Below are 15,773 nucleotides of genomic sequence, written 5' to 3' on the forward strand. Positions count from 1 at the left end.
CATAACGCCTGCTCCAGAGCATCCAGCACGAATGTCGTTTCCATAGACGATGAGACCCGCCACCCCACGATGTATCCGGCAAACACATCAATGATGAACGCCACATAGACGCCCCCCTGCCATGTGCTGACGTAAGTAAAATCAGCCACCCACAACTGGTCAGGACGTTCTGCCACAAACTGACGGTTTACGCGGTCGCCTGCGGCAACGGCTTTCCGGCTGACGGTAGTGCGGACCTTTTTACCCCGGAGAACACCGGCAAGTCCCATAACCGCCATGAGGCGCGCCACTGTACATCTGGCTACCCTGATTCCTTCCCGTAACAACTGACGCCAGACTTTACGCACACCGTATACCTGATGATTCCCATCGTATACGCGCAGTATCTCTTTCTTCAGCCAGTCATCGCGCTGCGCACGGGCACTGCGTTTATCAGGATGATGTCGCTGTTGCTGACAGTGGTAATACGTTGACGGGGCAATATGTAGTTCACTGCATACCGGTCCGACCCCGTACAGCTTACGCAGCTTATCCAGCAGTGGCATCACTTTTTCCAGAGGCGGTCGAACTCCGCCTTCGCAAAATAAGCGGAAGCCTGGCGAAGGATATCGTTACTGCGGCGCAGTTCACGATTTTCACGTTCCAGCTCTTTCAGACGCTGACGTTCAGCGGTGGTGAGCCCGCCATCACCGCCTCCGGTATCCCGCTCATGCTGGCGTACCCAGACACGCAGAGTCTCCGGTGTACAACCAATCTTTGGGGCAATGGAACAAATTGCCGCCCACTGTGAGTCATATTCGCCCTGACTTTCCAGAACCATACGAATCGCCCTCTGACGGACTTCGGGGGAAAAACGAGTATTTTTAGTCATTCTGTTTACCTCTTTCTCAGGGAGTTTAGTCTCCAGGATTCCCGGGGCGGTTCACCCCTCAGCATACAGCTCGGCTTCTGCAAGTGCTCAGGGAACACTTTCCAACCTGCCAGATAGCTATTACTACAGAGGTGTATAATGGCGTCTGGGATTCACTCATTAATAACCAGGCTGATATCGCCATTGGCGCGCCCGATACGTTACTGGACGGTGGTGGAATTGATTACATTGAAATCGGCATGATTCGTTGGTTGTTCGCGATTTCTCCGGCTCATCCGCTGGCGTTTATTCCTGAGCCCATTTCTGAGAGTCAGTTACGTCTGTACCCGAACATCATGGTGGAAGACACTGCAAACACTATTAACAAAAAAGTCGGCTGGCTGTTACACGGGCAAGAGTCGATTCTGGTTCCCGACTTTAATACTAAGCTTCAGTGCCAGATCCTGGGGGAGGGAATCGGTTTTCTGCCAGACTATATGGTGCGTGAAGCGATGGAAAAGTCATTGCTGGTGACACGGCAGATCCACAACCCACGTCAGGATTCACGAATGCTGTTGGCAACCAGGCATTCGGCAAGCGGTCAAGTCACTCAGTGGATAAAAAGAGAATTTAGCTTACAAGGAATACTGACGGGGATTTATCAGGATTTGATGCATCGAGCGTGATGCACCGGATGGCAGTTTTACCTTTCGGTGCATCAATGAGATAAATGAAGGGCAATCAGTGAGATAAATGACGAATTGGAGTGGGTTACATGGGTTCTGGTGAACAGAAATGAAATTCTTTTTCTCTATGTGATAGACAAATCGGGAATTGAAATCATCCCTACAGGCAACTCAGAATCTGGGGGCTGAAAACGCTACGAACCATCAGATTTGGATAATATTCATCACCGTTTCGGCCTGATTGTATCCAATCTGGAAGAAAAGTTTCATGATTTTATGGGCGTTATCCTTATGGTGCTGGGCGACGAGAGTAATACTTCACGCCGGTTTTGTCGGATAATCCAGAAATATAGGGGCAAATCCAAACAGGAAAAATAGGGGGAGGGACGCGTTTCCGGCACAACCAGCGTTACGTCACCCTGCATTGTTAGTTACGAAAAGCGTACCGGAAACGCGGAACATTCTTTTAACACATTACAGGCATTCGCACACATCTTTTTTCTTCTTTGTGCTCTGAACACTGCAGTGCTCAATTAATATTAGCCACGTTTTACAGTAAGAACGGTATCTGTTCTCTGATTCTTCCGGCGTCAACCCACAGTGTAATTATGAGGCCTGACGCTATTGTAATAATTCAGAATATAACAGCTGGTTACCGATTCAGACTCGAGGTTTATTTAAGAATCCATACCTGCTCGGCCTCCAGCACAGAAAACCGACACTCAAGCAGACTCGGCAGGCTGGTATGCTCCTGGCGGGCATTTTTGTACTGATATTTTCCGGGCTGAGCACTTCTCAGGTTCAGATGCTTCATCAGCCTCCTGGCACGATAACTGCTCATCGGGATACCATTTTGAATCAGCATATCTGCCAGAGCACGCGCACCTGCGGAACCCCGACTCTGGTTCCAGACCCGGACTGTTTCGCTATACAATTTGATTCGCGCCGGATCAATCGTATTGAGCCGATTCTGCCAGTGCCGGAACTGCTGCAATGAGCATCCAGAGCAGCGCAAAGACTGACAACCGTGTGTCGCCGCTCAGTCTGGTAACTATCGTAAACCGTTCAGTGGGGAGGATATCAAGAGCACTGTAGCTTTTTAATATCGTTTTTTGTTCCTCCAGGCGACGAACCTGCTTTTCCAGCTCATGAATACGTTGCTACTCTGATGTGAGTGGTGATGCAGAAGACGTGGTATCCTGACGTTCCCGCCTGAGCTGACGTACCCATGCCCCCAGTGTATAGGAACCGACATTCATAGCTTCACTGGATTCCCGGTATGAGTAACTTTTATTAACGATAAGCTAGGCTATTTGTGCATTGGTGTTGAGGTGAGAATAGCACCAGTCAGGTGAGCAGATTATAATGTTACGAGACTTAAGCACCTCTGTAGCTCCCATGGTCTGATAGTTTCTCCCGTATACCGCTCATGCAACTCCCGCATTAAAATATACTGTTCTTTCCGGATAATTACGTTAAAATACACACCTGCGTGCATCTGTGTCAGACTCCGTTAGATACCAGCGTACATTGTAAACATGCCGGATGCACGCAATACAATAATCGGTCTTTTCGGAGTTATAGTCGCTAGGCTGGCATCCCGTAAATATGTATCAGGTAGCAATTCAGGAAGCGAACAAAAGCGCCTGGAGAAGGTTATCTCTGATAATAATTTACATGAAATGTCTCCTTTATTCTTCGCGAATAAGGCCTTCAGTGTTCTCCCCTTTTCAGCAATTCTTACCGTAGTAATCACTCCTGCCTGTGTATAACACGAGAATTGCCAGAGTTTAACGTTTCGGTATCGTTATCCTGCATGATGTTGAACAGAACCGGGCGTGAATTCTGCGCCAGAATTTTCTTTCGAGGAACATTCCGGGTTATCTGTAGTACAGGAGGAGATTTTCTCCTATTTCAAATAAAATTCAATGACAGGTGAATATTTAAATATAAATGCATCGCTTCAACAGAGAAATCGGAATTACGCCCGGAACCAGGCCTGAATGAATAATGGAGGAGGTAAAATAATATTATTGATGAAACTATCAAATCAAGTCCCCCTTCTCCTTCCCCAGCTTAAATATACTTAATTTTTCACTGGATAATATGTTATTGAATTACAAAGTTGATCCTGATATACAGGATTTCCGGCTCTTGCATCCAGTGATAACTTTATATAGTCCTGCAAAGGCGAACTTCGTAAAAGTATACTTTTCTGTTGTAAGCATTGAGGTATCGAAAATGAGTGAGAATACCGGAAAATCCCATGAAAATAAAATGGTTATTATTGACTGCGGGGAATATGATGAATACCTTCGTAACGCGTGGTTCCGAGGTTTTCGGGAAGGTTATGATATGGCGATGAAATTTGGATTAGGCTGCCAGCAATGTTATGAAACAGGTGAAAAAATAGCATGCGCAAGAGCTGAAGAATGCCGTAAAAAGATTAAGGTAATAAAACACTGAAACGGGCTGTCTGATATTTCTGTGAGCTAAAAAGACACCGTAATACAGGTATCTCACAGTAACTGAAAGATATGCACATGCAGCCAGGGAAGATTAAGGGTAAGGGAGGATATCCCTTACCTGATTGATTATGGGATGATACCACAGGCAATTCTTGCACCACCGCCACCTAGAGGTTCAGGATGGTCATCATGATTATCACCTCCTGCGTGGAGCATTAGCGAACGGCCATCGAGCTCCTTTAATTCAGATAGTCTTGGCGCAAGCACCGGGTAGGTTGCTTTTCCGTCATGAGTGACATAAAGCGCAGGGAGATCACCTAGGTGGCCATCAGGAGACCATGGACCGAGATGCTTCCCTGTTTTTTCCGGGTCAAAGTGACCACCTGCAGATAAAGCAGCGACAGTTTTTCCATCTTTCAGGGCAGGAGCACAACTTGCGTTTTCATGTACATGAAAACCATGAATGCCGGCGGGTAAGGAGTGAAGATCAGGGGTGAACAGCAGCCCGTAGGGTGTCTTCTGGATGGTTATTTTACCAATATTTCGCTCTTTTCCGTCACTATCAACAAGATTCATTGTTACATCTTTGGTGGCTGCATATCCACAGGATGATGTAGCCAGAATCACAAAGGCAATAAGTTTACGTTTCATAAACCCTCTGTTAACAGGTTAAAGATTTACTCAATAACTGTTGCGAAATAACAGTCAGCCAGATTTCAGGGGGATGGCTGTGCGCGAAATGAAGCTTACTGCATCATGACCTCACGAACGAAATCTTTTTTGAGCTGTGTTATTGTCCGCTTCTGCCAAACCATCATCACTGTAATAACAGAGGGCGTCCCACTGATTCAGTACATAGCTGAACGCTTCGCCCAGTCTGGATTTTTTCGACAGCGTGCCATTCTTCTCCACCATCCATTCATGCAGCGACGTCAGTAACGCTTTGCTTCGCTGCTGCCTGGCTGCAAGACGCTCTGACTCTGGTAACCCCCGTATTTCATCCTCGATGGCGTACAGTTCACTGATTCGCTTCAGGGCTTCTTCTGCCGTCGCACTTTTGCTGCTGATGTATACATCGTGGATTTTTCGCCGGGCATGGGCCCAGCACGCAACTTCTGTCAGTGCACCACCTTCACGTTCTGCACTGAACAACCTGTCGTAACCTGTGAACGCATCCGCCTGCAGGATACCCCGGAAGGGGCGAAGGTGTTGCTCCGGGTGTTTCCCCTGCCGGTTCGGCGAGTACGCGAACCAGACCGCTGGAGGAGATGACGAACCCACATTGCGATCATCCCGGACATACGTCCAGATACACCCTGTTTTCGCCTTTTTCTGACCCGGTGCCAGTACCTTTACCGGTGTGTCATCAGTGTGAACCTTGCGGGTATTCATTACATAACGGTACAGGGCATCATTCACCGGTGTCATTAACTGGCAGCACGCGTCAACCCAGTTGGAGAGTAAGGCCCGGCTCAGTTCGACACCCTGGCGGGCAAAGATTTCACTCTGACGATACAGTGGCAGATGTTCGCAGTATTTTCCCGTTAACACGCGGGCAAGTAATCCGGGGCCCGCGATACCACGCTCTATCGGGCGGGACGGCGCCGGTGCTTCAACAATACAGTCACATTTTGTACAGGCTTTTTTTACCCGTTCTGTGCGGATCACTTTCAGGGCACTGCTCACCAGTTCCAGCTGTTCAGCGCTGACTTCCCCCAGATAATCCAGCTCACCGCCACACTCCGGGCAACAGCTTTCTTCTGGCTCCAGGCGGTGTATTTCACGGGGAAGGTGTGCCGGTAACGGACGACGATGGCGCGACTGTCGCAACTGGCGGGGAACCTGAGGATCGTCTTCCCGCCCACTGTAACGATCGCTGTCCTGTTCACGTTGTTTCAGCAGAGCCTCAGCCAGTTCAACTTCACGACGCAGTTTTTCAGAACGGGTACCGAACAGCATCCGGTGCAGTTTTTCTATCTGAGCCCGCAGATGTTCTATTTCCCGTTCATCTTCTTCGATCTTTTCTTCGGCACGTGCCAGTGCAGAGCGCAGGAAGGCCTCCGTCTCTTCAACCAGACTCAGTTGCTGGTCTTTCTGACGGAGCTGGCTTTCCAGTTCTGCAATGCGAATGAGGTATTTCTGACTCATGGCCGTTTTTATAATGCGGCCAGGCGTTTTTTACAACATTGTCAGTGCGTTAAGGCGGAATGTTTTTGGCTGACGCCAGTCCAGCTTATCGAGGAGCATTGCCAGTTGCGAGCGGGTAATGGATACCTTGCCGTCACGTACCGCAGGCCAGATAAACTGGCCTTCCTCCAGGCGTTTGGTGAACAGGCACAGACCATCAGCATCAGCCCAAAGAATTTTAACGGTGTCACCCCGTCGGCCACGGAAGATAAACAGGTGACCGGAGAAGGGATTATCATTCAGCACATGTTGTACCTGTTCTCCCAGTCCGTTGAAGGATTTACGCATATCGGTAACGCCGGCAACGAGCCAGATACGGGTACCTGATGGGAGTGAGATCATCTTCCCCTCCCGGTCAGTTCACGGATCAACACCGTGAGCAGCTCTGGCGATGGATTTTCCAGCGTCATGTTACCGTGACGGAATTCCACCTTGCAGGAACTGGCACTGACTCTGGTCTGAGTGGAAGTGGATAAAGACGGCGCAATGGCCGCCACAGGTTCTTTCTGCTCATCCGGCGTTATTTCTACAGGTAATAATGGGTATCCGGAATTTCTGGTTGATAAAATGTCAAAGATGTAAAGAAGAAAATCTTTCTCAGCGGATTATCTGATTGATCCTCTTCAGCCTACTCTACTGCCAATTTTCTGTTTCCACCTTCGCCTGAGTCTTCATAGCGATGCTGACTAGGGAGGACAGCGAGAGCTGGGCAAGCGTCAAAGCGGTTCTGGTTCATGCGCAATCCGGACACCTGCACAACATTCCTCTTGTAAGAAACCGATCAAATTCTCTAGGTGCCCATACTCGGGTATACAGACAATCGTGCGGCTATGTTTCTCCTGCCGGATCAGCCCTACCTTGGCCATGCGCGCAAGGTGATGTGATAGCGTCGAAGCAGGAATACCCAGCCCCTTCTGGATATCTCCGACCGAAGCCCCATCATGGCCAGCTTTGACCAGAAAGCGGAACACGGACAGTCGGTGACTATTCCCTAGCTCAGCTAAGCTGGCTGCAACCTTTTCGTGATCCATAGCACGCCCCAATAATTCGATGTTTCTAGAATTATAGTTGACAGGTCGGATAAACGCAAGTAGACTGCGTACATCATTTCGATAAAACTAGAAATATAGGAGTAATATTGAATGTCACCTCAACTCCAAGACGCTCTAGGCATGTTCGCCTTTCTCGCTATCGAGCTATCGGTTTTATTCATTGGCATTAGCTTGCTGGTCGGAGTTCTTCAACGTCACATCCCACCATCCAAGGTGGAAGCGTTACTGACTTCCAGTGGGAAGCGAGGCTATTTTCTTGCTGCTGGTTTAGGAGCTATAACGCCCTTCTGTAGTTGCTCGACTATCCCCATGTTGAAAGGGTTGATTCAGGCACGGGCCGGTTTTGGGCCGATGATGGTGTTTCTTTTCACATCTCCGTTGCTGAATCCTATCGTCGTCGGCCTGCTGGTTGCCACGTTTGGATGGACACTTACTGCTATCTATGTGCTCGCCGCTTTGGTGGTCGCGGTAGGTGCCGGATGGCTGCTTCACACGCTTGGCTTCGAGCGTTATGTGCGCCGGACGGCGACACAAGAGAGCAGTGGATGTAGTTCATCAGCAAGCCCGTGCAGTGCTACATCGACCGCATCGAGTTGCGGCACCAACAGCTGCGACACCACTCCGAAGACGGCTTCTTGCGGGGCTGATAGGAAGACAACAGTCTCTACGTCTAGCGAATGCTGTGACAGTCAACCCACTGTCACGGTTAAGAAAGAAGGGAAGTACAATGGTGTGTGGCGGGAAGCTTGGTCGGACTTTATCGATGTGTTGCCTTACCTGCTCATCGCTATTGCGATTGGCAGCGTGATCTATGGTTTCATGCCCACTGACTTATTGGAGCAGTATGCAGGCCCAGATAATCCCTTTGCCATTCCAGTTGCCGCTGTCATCGGCGTGCCGTTGTATATTCGCGCTGAAGCCGTCATACCTCTGGCAGCGGCTCTGATGGCCAAAGGCGTGGGTGCCGGGACGGTGCTTGCGTTGATCATCGGCAGTGCCGGAGCCAGCCTGACTGAGCTCATTCTGTTGCGCTCTTTGTTCACGCTGAAGCTTTTAGCGGCGTTTTTAGCAGTCATTTTTGCTATGGCGATGATTGCCGGTTACGCCACCTACCTGTTTTTCTGATCAAGGCGGGAGATGATTAATTCGTTAAGCCTTCCTGGTTACCAGTTGGTGGATTCTGATGAGCAGAATGAAGACATACATTTTCGGCTTGAAGCACCTACACCAGTAGCCTGCGAGGGGTGCTGCGTGCAGGGTGAGTTCGTGCGGTTCGGCAAGCGTGATGTTCCCTATCGTGACCTGCCCATCCACGGCAAGCGGGTCACCCTCTGGGTAGTTCGTCGCCGGTACACCTGCCGGGCCTGCAAGACCACCTTCAGGCCCCAGCTACCGGAGATGGTGGACGGCTTCCGCATGACGCTGCGGTTGCATGAGTACGTGGAGAAGGAAGCCTTCAATCACCCCTACGCCTACGTGGCTGATACCACGGGCCTGGACGAGAAGACGGTACGCGACATTTTCAACGCCCGCGCCGAATTCCTGGGGCGCTGGCACCGCTTCGAGACGCCCCGCATTCTCGGCATTGACGAGTTGTACCTGAACAAGCGCTACCGCTGCATCCTGACCAACATCGAGGAGAGGACCCTGCTCGACCTGCTGGCCACCCGCCGTCAGGACGTGGTGACCAACTACCTGATGAAGATGAAAGACCGGCAGAAGGTCAAGATCGTCAGCATGGACATGTGGAATCCCTACCGAGCAGCGGTCAAGGCGGTGCTGCCACAGGCCCGCATCGTGGTCGATAAGTTCCATGTGGTGCGCATGGCCAACGATGCCCTGGAGAAGGTGCGCAAGGGCCTCAGGAAGGAGCTGATGCCCTCCCAGAGCCGAACCCTCAAGGGTGACCGGAAAATCCTGCTGAAACGCGCTCACGAAGTCTCAAACCGGGAACGCCTCATCATGGAGACCTGGACCGGCGCATTCCCACAACTGCTGGCCGCCTACGAGCACAAGGAACGTTTCTACGGCATCTGGGACGCTACCACACGGCCCCAGGCAGAAGCCGCCCTGGACGAGTGGATAGCCACCATCCCGAAGGGCCAGAAGGAAGTCTGGAGCGATCTGGTCAGGGCTGTAGGCAACTGGCGCGAAGAGATCATGACCTACTTCGAGACGGACATGCCCGTCACCAACGCTTACACGGAGTCCATCAACCGACTGGCCAAGGACAAGAACCGTGAAGGACGTGGTTACTCCTTCGAGGTGATGCGGGCACGAATGCTCTACACCACGAAGCACAAGAAGAAGGCCCCGACCGCGAAGGTCTCTCCGTTCTACAAGAAAACCATCGGTTACGGACTGCCGGACTTCGCAGAGGAACTCAACTACGGGGTCGATCTATCAACCATCTGATAATGGTATCAGGTTGGTGGGGTAAAGGTGCCCCATCAACCATTAAATCCGTATACCCGTAATAATTCAACGCCAGTGTCAGAAGAGGTCGTTACCGGAAGACGCCGCGAAACACGCCCTTCGTTCTGCCAGAGCCTGAGCCATTTGAAAATAACATTATCATTGACGCCATTTTCACGTGCAATCTGTGCAACACAAGCTCCAGGTTGTGATGCCAGTTCCACCATACGAAGTTTGAATTCATTCGAATAGTTTTTACGAGGTTCTTTTCGCCAGTCCTGTAATTCCATACTTAGATGTCCGTCTATATCAGATGGGCGTCTAAGTTACCAATTCTCGTCTGATGGCTACATACGGCGGTCAGTTTACGCTTACCTTTATCCCGACAGACGACGTATATTTACCAGTAAGGCCAACCCGGTTGCGCCCTTTGAACCAGAAGTCAAACGTCAGGCTGTCATGGCACTCTGTACACGACAAGTATCAGCCAGTGAAATCGCCAGGCGTATTGGTGTCAGTCGTGCGGTATTGTATAAATGGAAAGATAAAATTATCGGCAACAGTGCTTACCAGACTATGCGTAAACATAACGAACCTTCCCTGGAGGCAGAACGCGATGCGTTGCGGGAGGAAGTCGCCCGACTGAATCAGGAAATACGCCGCCGGCAGATGGAGCTGGATATTCTGAAAAAGGCGGAGGAAATCATAAAAAAAGACCCGGGCATCAGTATCAGTCACCTGAACAACAGAGAGAAAACGAAGATCGCTGATGCCCAGAGACAAACATATCCCCTGACAGAATTACTGCATGTTCTGGGCCTTGCCCGTAGCAGTTATTTTTATCACCGGGCTGCACTGAAAGCCGGTGATAAATACGCCACGATACGTACGATGCTGACAGATATATTTAACAGTAATTACCAGTGTTATGGCTATCGTCGCCTGCATGCGATGCTCAGGCATGAGGGGGGGCGGCTATCAGAAAAGGTTGTACGCAGACTTATGGTGGAAGAACAGCTTGTCGTCAGCCGTAACCGTCGTCGCCGCTACAGCTCATATTGCGGAGAAATCGGACCGGCTCCGGATAACCTTATCGCCAGAGATTTTAAGGCGGAGCAACCTAATCAGAAATGGCTGACAGATATCACGGAGTTCCACCTCCCTGCAGGTAAAGTCTGGCTATCATCGGTGGTGGACTGCTTCGATGGAAAAGTTGTGAGCTGGTCTCTCAGTACACGCCCCGATGCTGAACTGGTCAACACTATGCTGGATAGCGCTGTCGAAACGTTAAATGCTGGCGAACGACCGGTGATACACAGTGACAGAGGTGGGCATTATCGCTGGTCAGGCTGGCTGGAAAGAGTGAATGCAGAAGGTCTTATTCGCTCAATGTCCCGCAAAGGATGTTCACCTGATAATGCGGCATGCGAAGGCTTTTTCGGCAGACTGAAAACGGAAATGTATCATGGGCGTAAATGGTCGGGCATCACGCCAGAAAAGTTCATGCAGCAAGTGGATACTTACATCAGATGGTATAACGAGCGGCGTATAAAATTATCGCCGGGTGCAGTCAGCCCCAAAATGTACCGCCAACAATGCGGGCTGGAATGATAAAGCAGTCCAGGAAATCGTCCGCATCCCCAGAACGGTCAAACATCGTGGCGTTGACAACGGGTTCCTGAGTCCGGTGAAGCGCCGGTTACTGGAAAATGTTGTGTACGTCATAACAGAAACGGAGAGAAAAACGGCGATGCAAATCAGGCGGAGAAGGGTGTATCAGCGGTTACTGAAGGTTGACCCGCTGAAGTGCATCCTGTGCGGAGGTCAGATGCGGTTTACGGGGCTGAAGCGGGGCTACCGTCTGGCAGAGCTGGTCATGATGCATGAGCCACTGGCACGACAGCGGGTATACAGCTGAGAGCCGCAGAGGGGAAGTTGCGTCCATTTTTTGAGGAATGGAGCAAAAAATCATCACAGATATAAAAAATCAATCAATGAAAGCCATTTAATTGCCGGTGCATTGTGGATGCAGTCCTCATGGTACGTAACCAGAGTTGAATAAACATCCATTTTTTTGTGTTTTTTTAACCTCCCCGGGTTTTTAATTCCTGTCGATTAAAAGTGTTAGATTATTTGGTTAAGAGTTCTCTCGTCCTATTTATTCAGGCGTTATCACGGATATGCAGATCGCTAAGTCAGTTGTAAGAAAACCAGACAGTGCACATCATTATACCTAGGTCTTCTCTGGAAAAATACTTAGGAATAATTTATGTAAAACAGGTTGTCGTCTTCATGATTTAAACGCAGTACATATATATACTCTATAATAAATACAGGGAGTATCACGAGACGTCTGGATAAGAGGAATAACCAGAATAAATTGGTAAGGAATAAAGACACTTATTTCTATTGAGAAAAAACATTCATCCTGATGTGATTAGTATCAATGAAATAATGTGCTTGTATGGTTGATAAAAAATGCATCACTAAAGAAAAAACAGTATGAATAAGAATATACGAATTTTACAATTTCTGGTCAGTATACTTTATTCTGTGCAGTCTCATTTTTCTGGTGCGCAAACAATACAACTGAATGGTAATGGTATACCTGAAAGTATAACCAGGAGTATTACAGGTGTTGATGGAAACGCGGCGCTTAATATCAGCGTGCCGTATAAAACAAGTTATACTCAAAATATACTATCTGTTGAAAGCAGTATTAACATCAAAGGAGGAACAAGCAATACATCAATCGGTGGTGCAGGTGTCTACGGTGAAAACTTTACGCTAAATAATAATGGTAGTGTTTGGGGAGGAGATGGATATAATGGTGGAATTGCTGTTAGTGGCAACAAAATATCTATAAACAATTACAGAAATGTATATGGGGGTAATGGTCTTGGTGGCTCAGGAAGTAGCGGAGGTGCAGGGTTAAGCGGGGATGATATTATAGTTGATAATTACAGAAGTATATACGGAGGTGATGATGTAGGTGGGACAGGTGGTTCCGGTGTAACCGGTAGCAATATTACAGTGCATAATTCCGGAGGAATATTGGGCGGTAATGGCGTAAACGGTGGTGATGGTATTAATGGTAGTAATCTTTTCATTACTAACGACAACATGATATCTGGAGGATATGGAATAAAACAAGGGGGAGATGCTATTTCTGGAAATCAAATCACTTTGAATAATAACGGTATTGTTCAGGGGGGATATGGCCCCGACGGTGGTTGCTCTGTTTATGGAGAAGATATCCATATTAATAATCATGGTAATCTTTCAGGATTATATAATAGCCAAAAAGATGCTTATAATACATCAATAATTTTTTCTGGCGGGTATAATTCATTAGATATTTATTCAGATTCTGTGATTAATGGTGATATTAAACTAGCTAGTATACCTGTTAATGGTACAAATGAATTAATTATTAAAAACATCAATAACGCAACAGCAATTAATGGTGGGCTAATGATTGGGAATGGCTCATCTGTTTATCTGTCAGGCAAGAACTCCATTTTTAACGGAAATATAAGTATTGATGAAGACGCATCTATGAACCTGTCTGTAGGAAATGCTAATGTTCACGCAAATACTATTACATTAAAAAGTGATTCATGGCTTAATATAGACACATCAATTAAGAACTGGACTCAGGACTATTACACATTATTGTCGTCAGACACAGGTATCTCGATCGCTGATAATAGTCACATTGTACAATACAATGTATTACTGACAGAAGGTGCTGAAAGTTATGTTTATACGTCTTTAAATGACGACGATAACAAACTGATATCCATGCTGAGATGGAATAATACAAAAGGGATGGGATATGGAACCTTTAATATAGAAAAAGATGCCACTCTGAACATAGGCGTTTCTCTTTCCGATAATCTTTCACCTTTATTATATGATGGCTGGGACGGCAAAAGTCTGACAAAATCAGGTAATGGTACTCTTATACTTTCTGCAACAAACAATTATACAGGAAATACAGAGGTTAAATCTGGCGTATTAATTCTTGCTGCACCTGATGCTCTTGGTCGGACTGAGTATTTATATTTATCCCGTGGCGCAGAACTGGATATGAATGGGTATCCTCAGACAATAAGCAAACTACTGACGGCTGCAGGCTCTGTGCTGAACATTCATGGCGGAAGTCTGATACTGAATAATGGAGGAGAATCTGCAGGTACTATTGCAGGGGATGGTTCTCTGAACATAAATGGGGGAATGCTTGATATAACGGGTAATAATCGTAATTTTTCCGGTGTTTTTACCGTGAATAAGGGGGCTCATTTGGCTGTATCCACGGCTGATAATCTGGGGACAGCCTTTGTTGATAACTATGGCACATTAACTCTGAACAGTACATCAGCATGGCAGCTTACCAACAATATCAGTGGTTATGGTAATGTTCGCAAGACGGGAGCAGGTGCACTGAACATTAGCGATAACGCAAAATGGACCGGGATGACAGATATTATTCAGGGGACAGTGATACTGGGGAACGCAGATTCACCGGTGATGCTCGGCAGTAACCAGGTCATTGTTGAAGAGCAGGGCAAACTCTCCGGGTTTGGGGGCGTTGCAGGAAATCTGAGCAATAGTGGTATAGTCGATCTCACTACATATATGCCGGGTAATATACTGACTGTCGGAGGGAATTACACTGGCAGAAATGGACTTATTCTCCTCCAGACAGAAACAGGTGGTGACAATTCGAAAACAGATCGTCTGGTGATTAAAGGTAATGCCAGTGGCCGTACCCGTGTCGCTGTTACTCAGGCCGGTGGTACTGGTGCAGAGACACTTAATGGGATTGAAGTGATTCACGTCAGTGGCAATGCTGATAATGCTGAATTCATTCAGACGGAACGTATTACAGCCGGAGCTTATGATTACATACTGAAACGTGGTCAGGGGATTAACAGCACTAACTGGTATCTGATTAGCAGAAAAGACATTCCTGTACCACAACCTGAAGCTGTACCGGAAAGCCATGATAATAATTTGCGTCCTGAGGCAGGTAGCTATGTTGCCAGTATTGCTGCTGCAAATAATCTGTTTGTAACGAATCTGTATGAACGACAGGGACAGGAGTTGTATATCAGCCACATGACAGGAGAAGAAAATGAAGCAGGTATCTGGATGTATAATAAAGGAAAACATAATCGCTGGCGTGACAACAGTAGTCAGCTGAGAACCCGGGGGAATAGCTACGTTGTGTTAATAGGGGGAGATATAGCTCAGTGGAGCCTGAATGGTACCGATCGCTGGCATACAGGTATGATGGCTGGCTATGGTCATAATAATAACAGTACGAATGCCCTGAGCACCGGATACCATTCGGAAGGAAGAATGAATGGATACACAGCGGGTCTTTATGCAACATGGTATGCCAATGATGAAACACACAATGGTTCTTATCTTGATAGCTGGCTGCAATACAGCTGGTTTGATAATCATATAAATGGAGAACGGCTGCCTGCTGAGTCATGGAAGTCAAAAGGGTTTACGGTATCTCTGGAAGCAGGATATTCATGGAAGGCTGGAGAGTTTACCGACAATTACAAGGGAAGTCATGAATGGTATGTTCAGCCGCAGCTTCAGGTTGTCCGGATGAATGTAAAATCAGACAAATATCATGAAAGTAACGGAACCAGTATTGAAAATACCGGTAACGGAAATATTCTCACCCGCCTGGGAGCAAGAACATGGCTTACCAGCAAAAACGGTAAAAATACGCGGTATGCGGTTCCGTTCAGACCATTTGTGGAGGCACACTGGTTGCACAATAGTCGTGTTTTCGGCACCAGTATGAATGGTGTAAGTATATACCAGGATGGTGCGCGTGATATCGGAGAAATAAATGGTGGTGTTGTGGGAATGATAACACCAGAAGTAGCATTCCGGGCTGATGCAGGCATTCAACTTGGAGAACATGGATACCATAATACATCTGCCATGTTGAGTGTGGAATATCGTTTCTGATGTGTCGGTAATGACTCCAACTTATTGATAGTGTTTTATGTTCAGATAATGCCCGATGACTTTGTCATGCAGCTCCACCGATTTTGAGAACGACAGCGACTTCCGTCCCAGCCGT

The 15,773-nt window shown here is 47.8% G+C and carries 8 protein-coding genes, 8 pseudogenes and 1 other annotated feature; of the genes and pseudogenes, 7 read left to right on the forward strand and 9 right to left on the reverse strand.

Annotation, left to right across the window (positions count from 1 at the left end):
* Positions 1-871 (reverse strand): annotated as a pseudogene (locus ACJHW7_RS24505) (IS3 family transposase); the annotation flags it as partial.
* Positions 474-590, reverse strand: a sequence feature (AL1L pseudoknot). Its footprint overlaps the pseudogene before it by 117 nt.
* Positions 872-918: 47 nt before the next feature.
* On the opposite strand from ACJHW7_RS24505, the pseudogene ACJHW7_RS24510 reads away from it, so the two are divergent.
* Positions 919-1,536, forward strand: a pseudogene (locus tag ACJHW7_RS24510) (LysR substrate-binding domain-containing protein); the annotation flags it as partial.
* Positions 1,537-2,221: 685 nt separating this feature from the next.
* Here the strand turns inward: ACJHW7_RS24510 and ACJHW7_RS24515 are convergent.
* Positions 2,222-2,840: pseudogene (locus ACJHW7_RS24515) on the reverse strand (IS3 family transposase); the annotation flags it as partial.
* A gap of 937 nt (positions 2,841-3,777) precedes the next feature.
* On the opposite strand from ACJHW7_RS24515, the gene ACJHW7_RS24520 reads away from it, so the two are divergent.
* Positions 3,778-4,002, forward strand: coding sequence for a hypothetical protein (locus tag ACJHW7_RS24520; RefSeq protein WP_024210520.1), 225 nt, complete (start codon positions 3,778-3,780; stop codon positions 4,000-4,002).
* A gap of 128 nt (positions 4,003-4,130) precedes the next feature.
* Here the strand turns inward: ACJHW7_RS24520 and sodC are convergent, their stop codons facing one another.
* The 5 genes and pseudogenes from sodC to ACJHW7_RS24545 form a co-directional block, all read right to left on the reverse strand.
* Entirely contained in the window at positions 4,131-4,655 is a 525-nt protein-coding gene (sodC, locus tag ACJHW7_RS24525) for a superoxide dismutase family protein (RefSeq protein WP_000823671.1), read from the reverse strand.
* A 114-nt stretch (positions 4,656-4,769) separates the two neighbouring features.
* Positions 4,770-6,152 (reverse strand): annotated as a pseudogene (tnpC, locus tag ACJHW7_RS24530) (IS66 family transposase); the annotation flags it as partial.
* Between the two features lie 30 nt (positions 6,153-6,182).
* Positions 6,183-6,533 (reverse strand): IS66 family insertion sequence element accessory protein TnpB, encoded by a 351-nt coding sequence (tnpB, locus tag ACJHW7_RS24535; RefSeq protein ID WP_000624717.1) that lies wholly within the window; start codon positions 6,531-6,533, stop codon positions 6,183-6,185.
* A pseudogene (locus tag ACJHW7_RS24540) lies at positions 6,530-6,637 on the reverse strand (IS66 family insertion sequence element accessory protein TnpB); the annotation flags it as partial. The gene tnpB and the pseudogene ACJHW7_RS24540, both read right to left, overlap by 4 nt.
* Before the next feature lie 270 nt (positions 6,638-6,907).
* On the reverse strand, positions 6,908-7,222 hold the full coding sequence (locus tag ACJHW7_RS24545) for an ArsR/SmtB family transcription factor (protein ID WP_000349485.1): 315 nt from the start codon (positions 7,220-7,222) through the stop codon (positions 6,908-6,910).
* A gap of 111 nt (positions 7,223-7,333) precedes the next feature.
* On the opposite strand from ACJHW7_RS24545, the gene ACJHW7_RS24550 reads away from it, so the two are divergent.
* On the forward strand, positions 7,334-8,368 hold the full coding sequence (locus ACJHW7_RS24550; RefSeq protein WP_029396327.1) for a permease: 1,035 nt from the start codon (positions 7,334-7,336) through the stop codon (positions 8,366-8,368).
* Positions 8,369-8,380: 12 nt separating this feature from the next.
* Positions 8,381-9,658 (forward strand): ISL3 family transposase, encoded by a 1,278-nt coding sequence (locus tag ACJHW7_RS24555; protein ID WP_000610829.1) that lies wholly within the window; start codon positions 8,381-8,383, stop codon positions 9,656-9,658.
* A 74-nt stretch (positions 9,659-9,732) separates the two neighbouring features.
* Here ACJHW7_RS24555 and ACJHW7_RS24560 read toward each other — a convergent pair.
* Positions 9,733-9,948, reverse strand: a pseudogene (locus ACJHW7_RS24560) (transposase); the annotation flags it as partial.
* Between the two features lie 85 nt (positions 9,949-10,033).
* Here ACJHW7_RS24560 and ACJHW7_RS24565 point away from each other — a divergent pair.
* The 3 genes and pseudogenes from ACJHW7_RS24565 to ACJHW7_RS24575 form a co-directional block, all read left to right on the forward strand.
* Positions 10,034-11,269 (forward strand): annotated as a pseudogene (locus tag ACJHW7_RS24565) (IS3 family transposase); the annotation flags it as partial.
* A 61-nt stretch (positions 11,270-11,330) separates the two neighbouring features.
* Positions 11,331-11,576, forward strand: a pseudogene (locus ACJHW7_RS24570) (IS91 family transposase); the annotation flags it as partial.
* Positions 11,577-12,160: 584 nt separating this feature from the next.
* Positions 12,161-15,658: an autotransporter outer membrane beta-barrel domain-containing protein gene (locus ACJHW7_RS24575; RefSeq protein ID WP_001360336.1), complete on the forward strand. Its 3,498-nt coding sequence runs from the start codon at positions 12,161-12,163 to the stop codon at positions 15,656-15,658.
* A gap of 21 nt (positions 15,659-15,679) precedes the next feature.
* Here ACJHW7_RS24575 and ACJHW7_RS24580 read toward each other — a convergent pair.
* On the reverse strand, positions 15,680-15,773 hold a 94-nt coding region (locus tag ACJHW7_RS24580), incomplete at its 5' end, for an IS1 family transposase (protein ID WP_000306640.1).

Origin of the sequence: Escherichia sp. WS1152, assembly GCF_046487665.1 — a bacterium.
In the GTDB taxonomy this organism is placed as follows: domain Bacteria; phylum Pseudomonadota; class Gammaproteobacteria; order Enterobacterales; family Enterobacteriaceae; genus Escherichia; species Escherichia coli.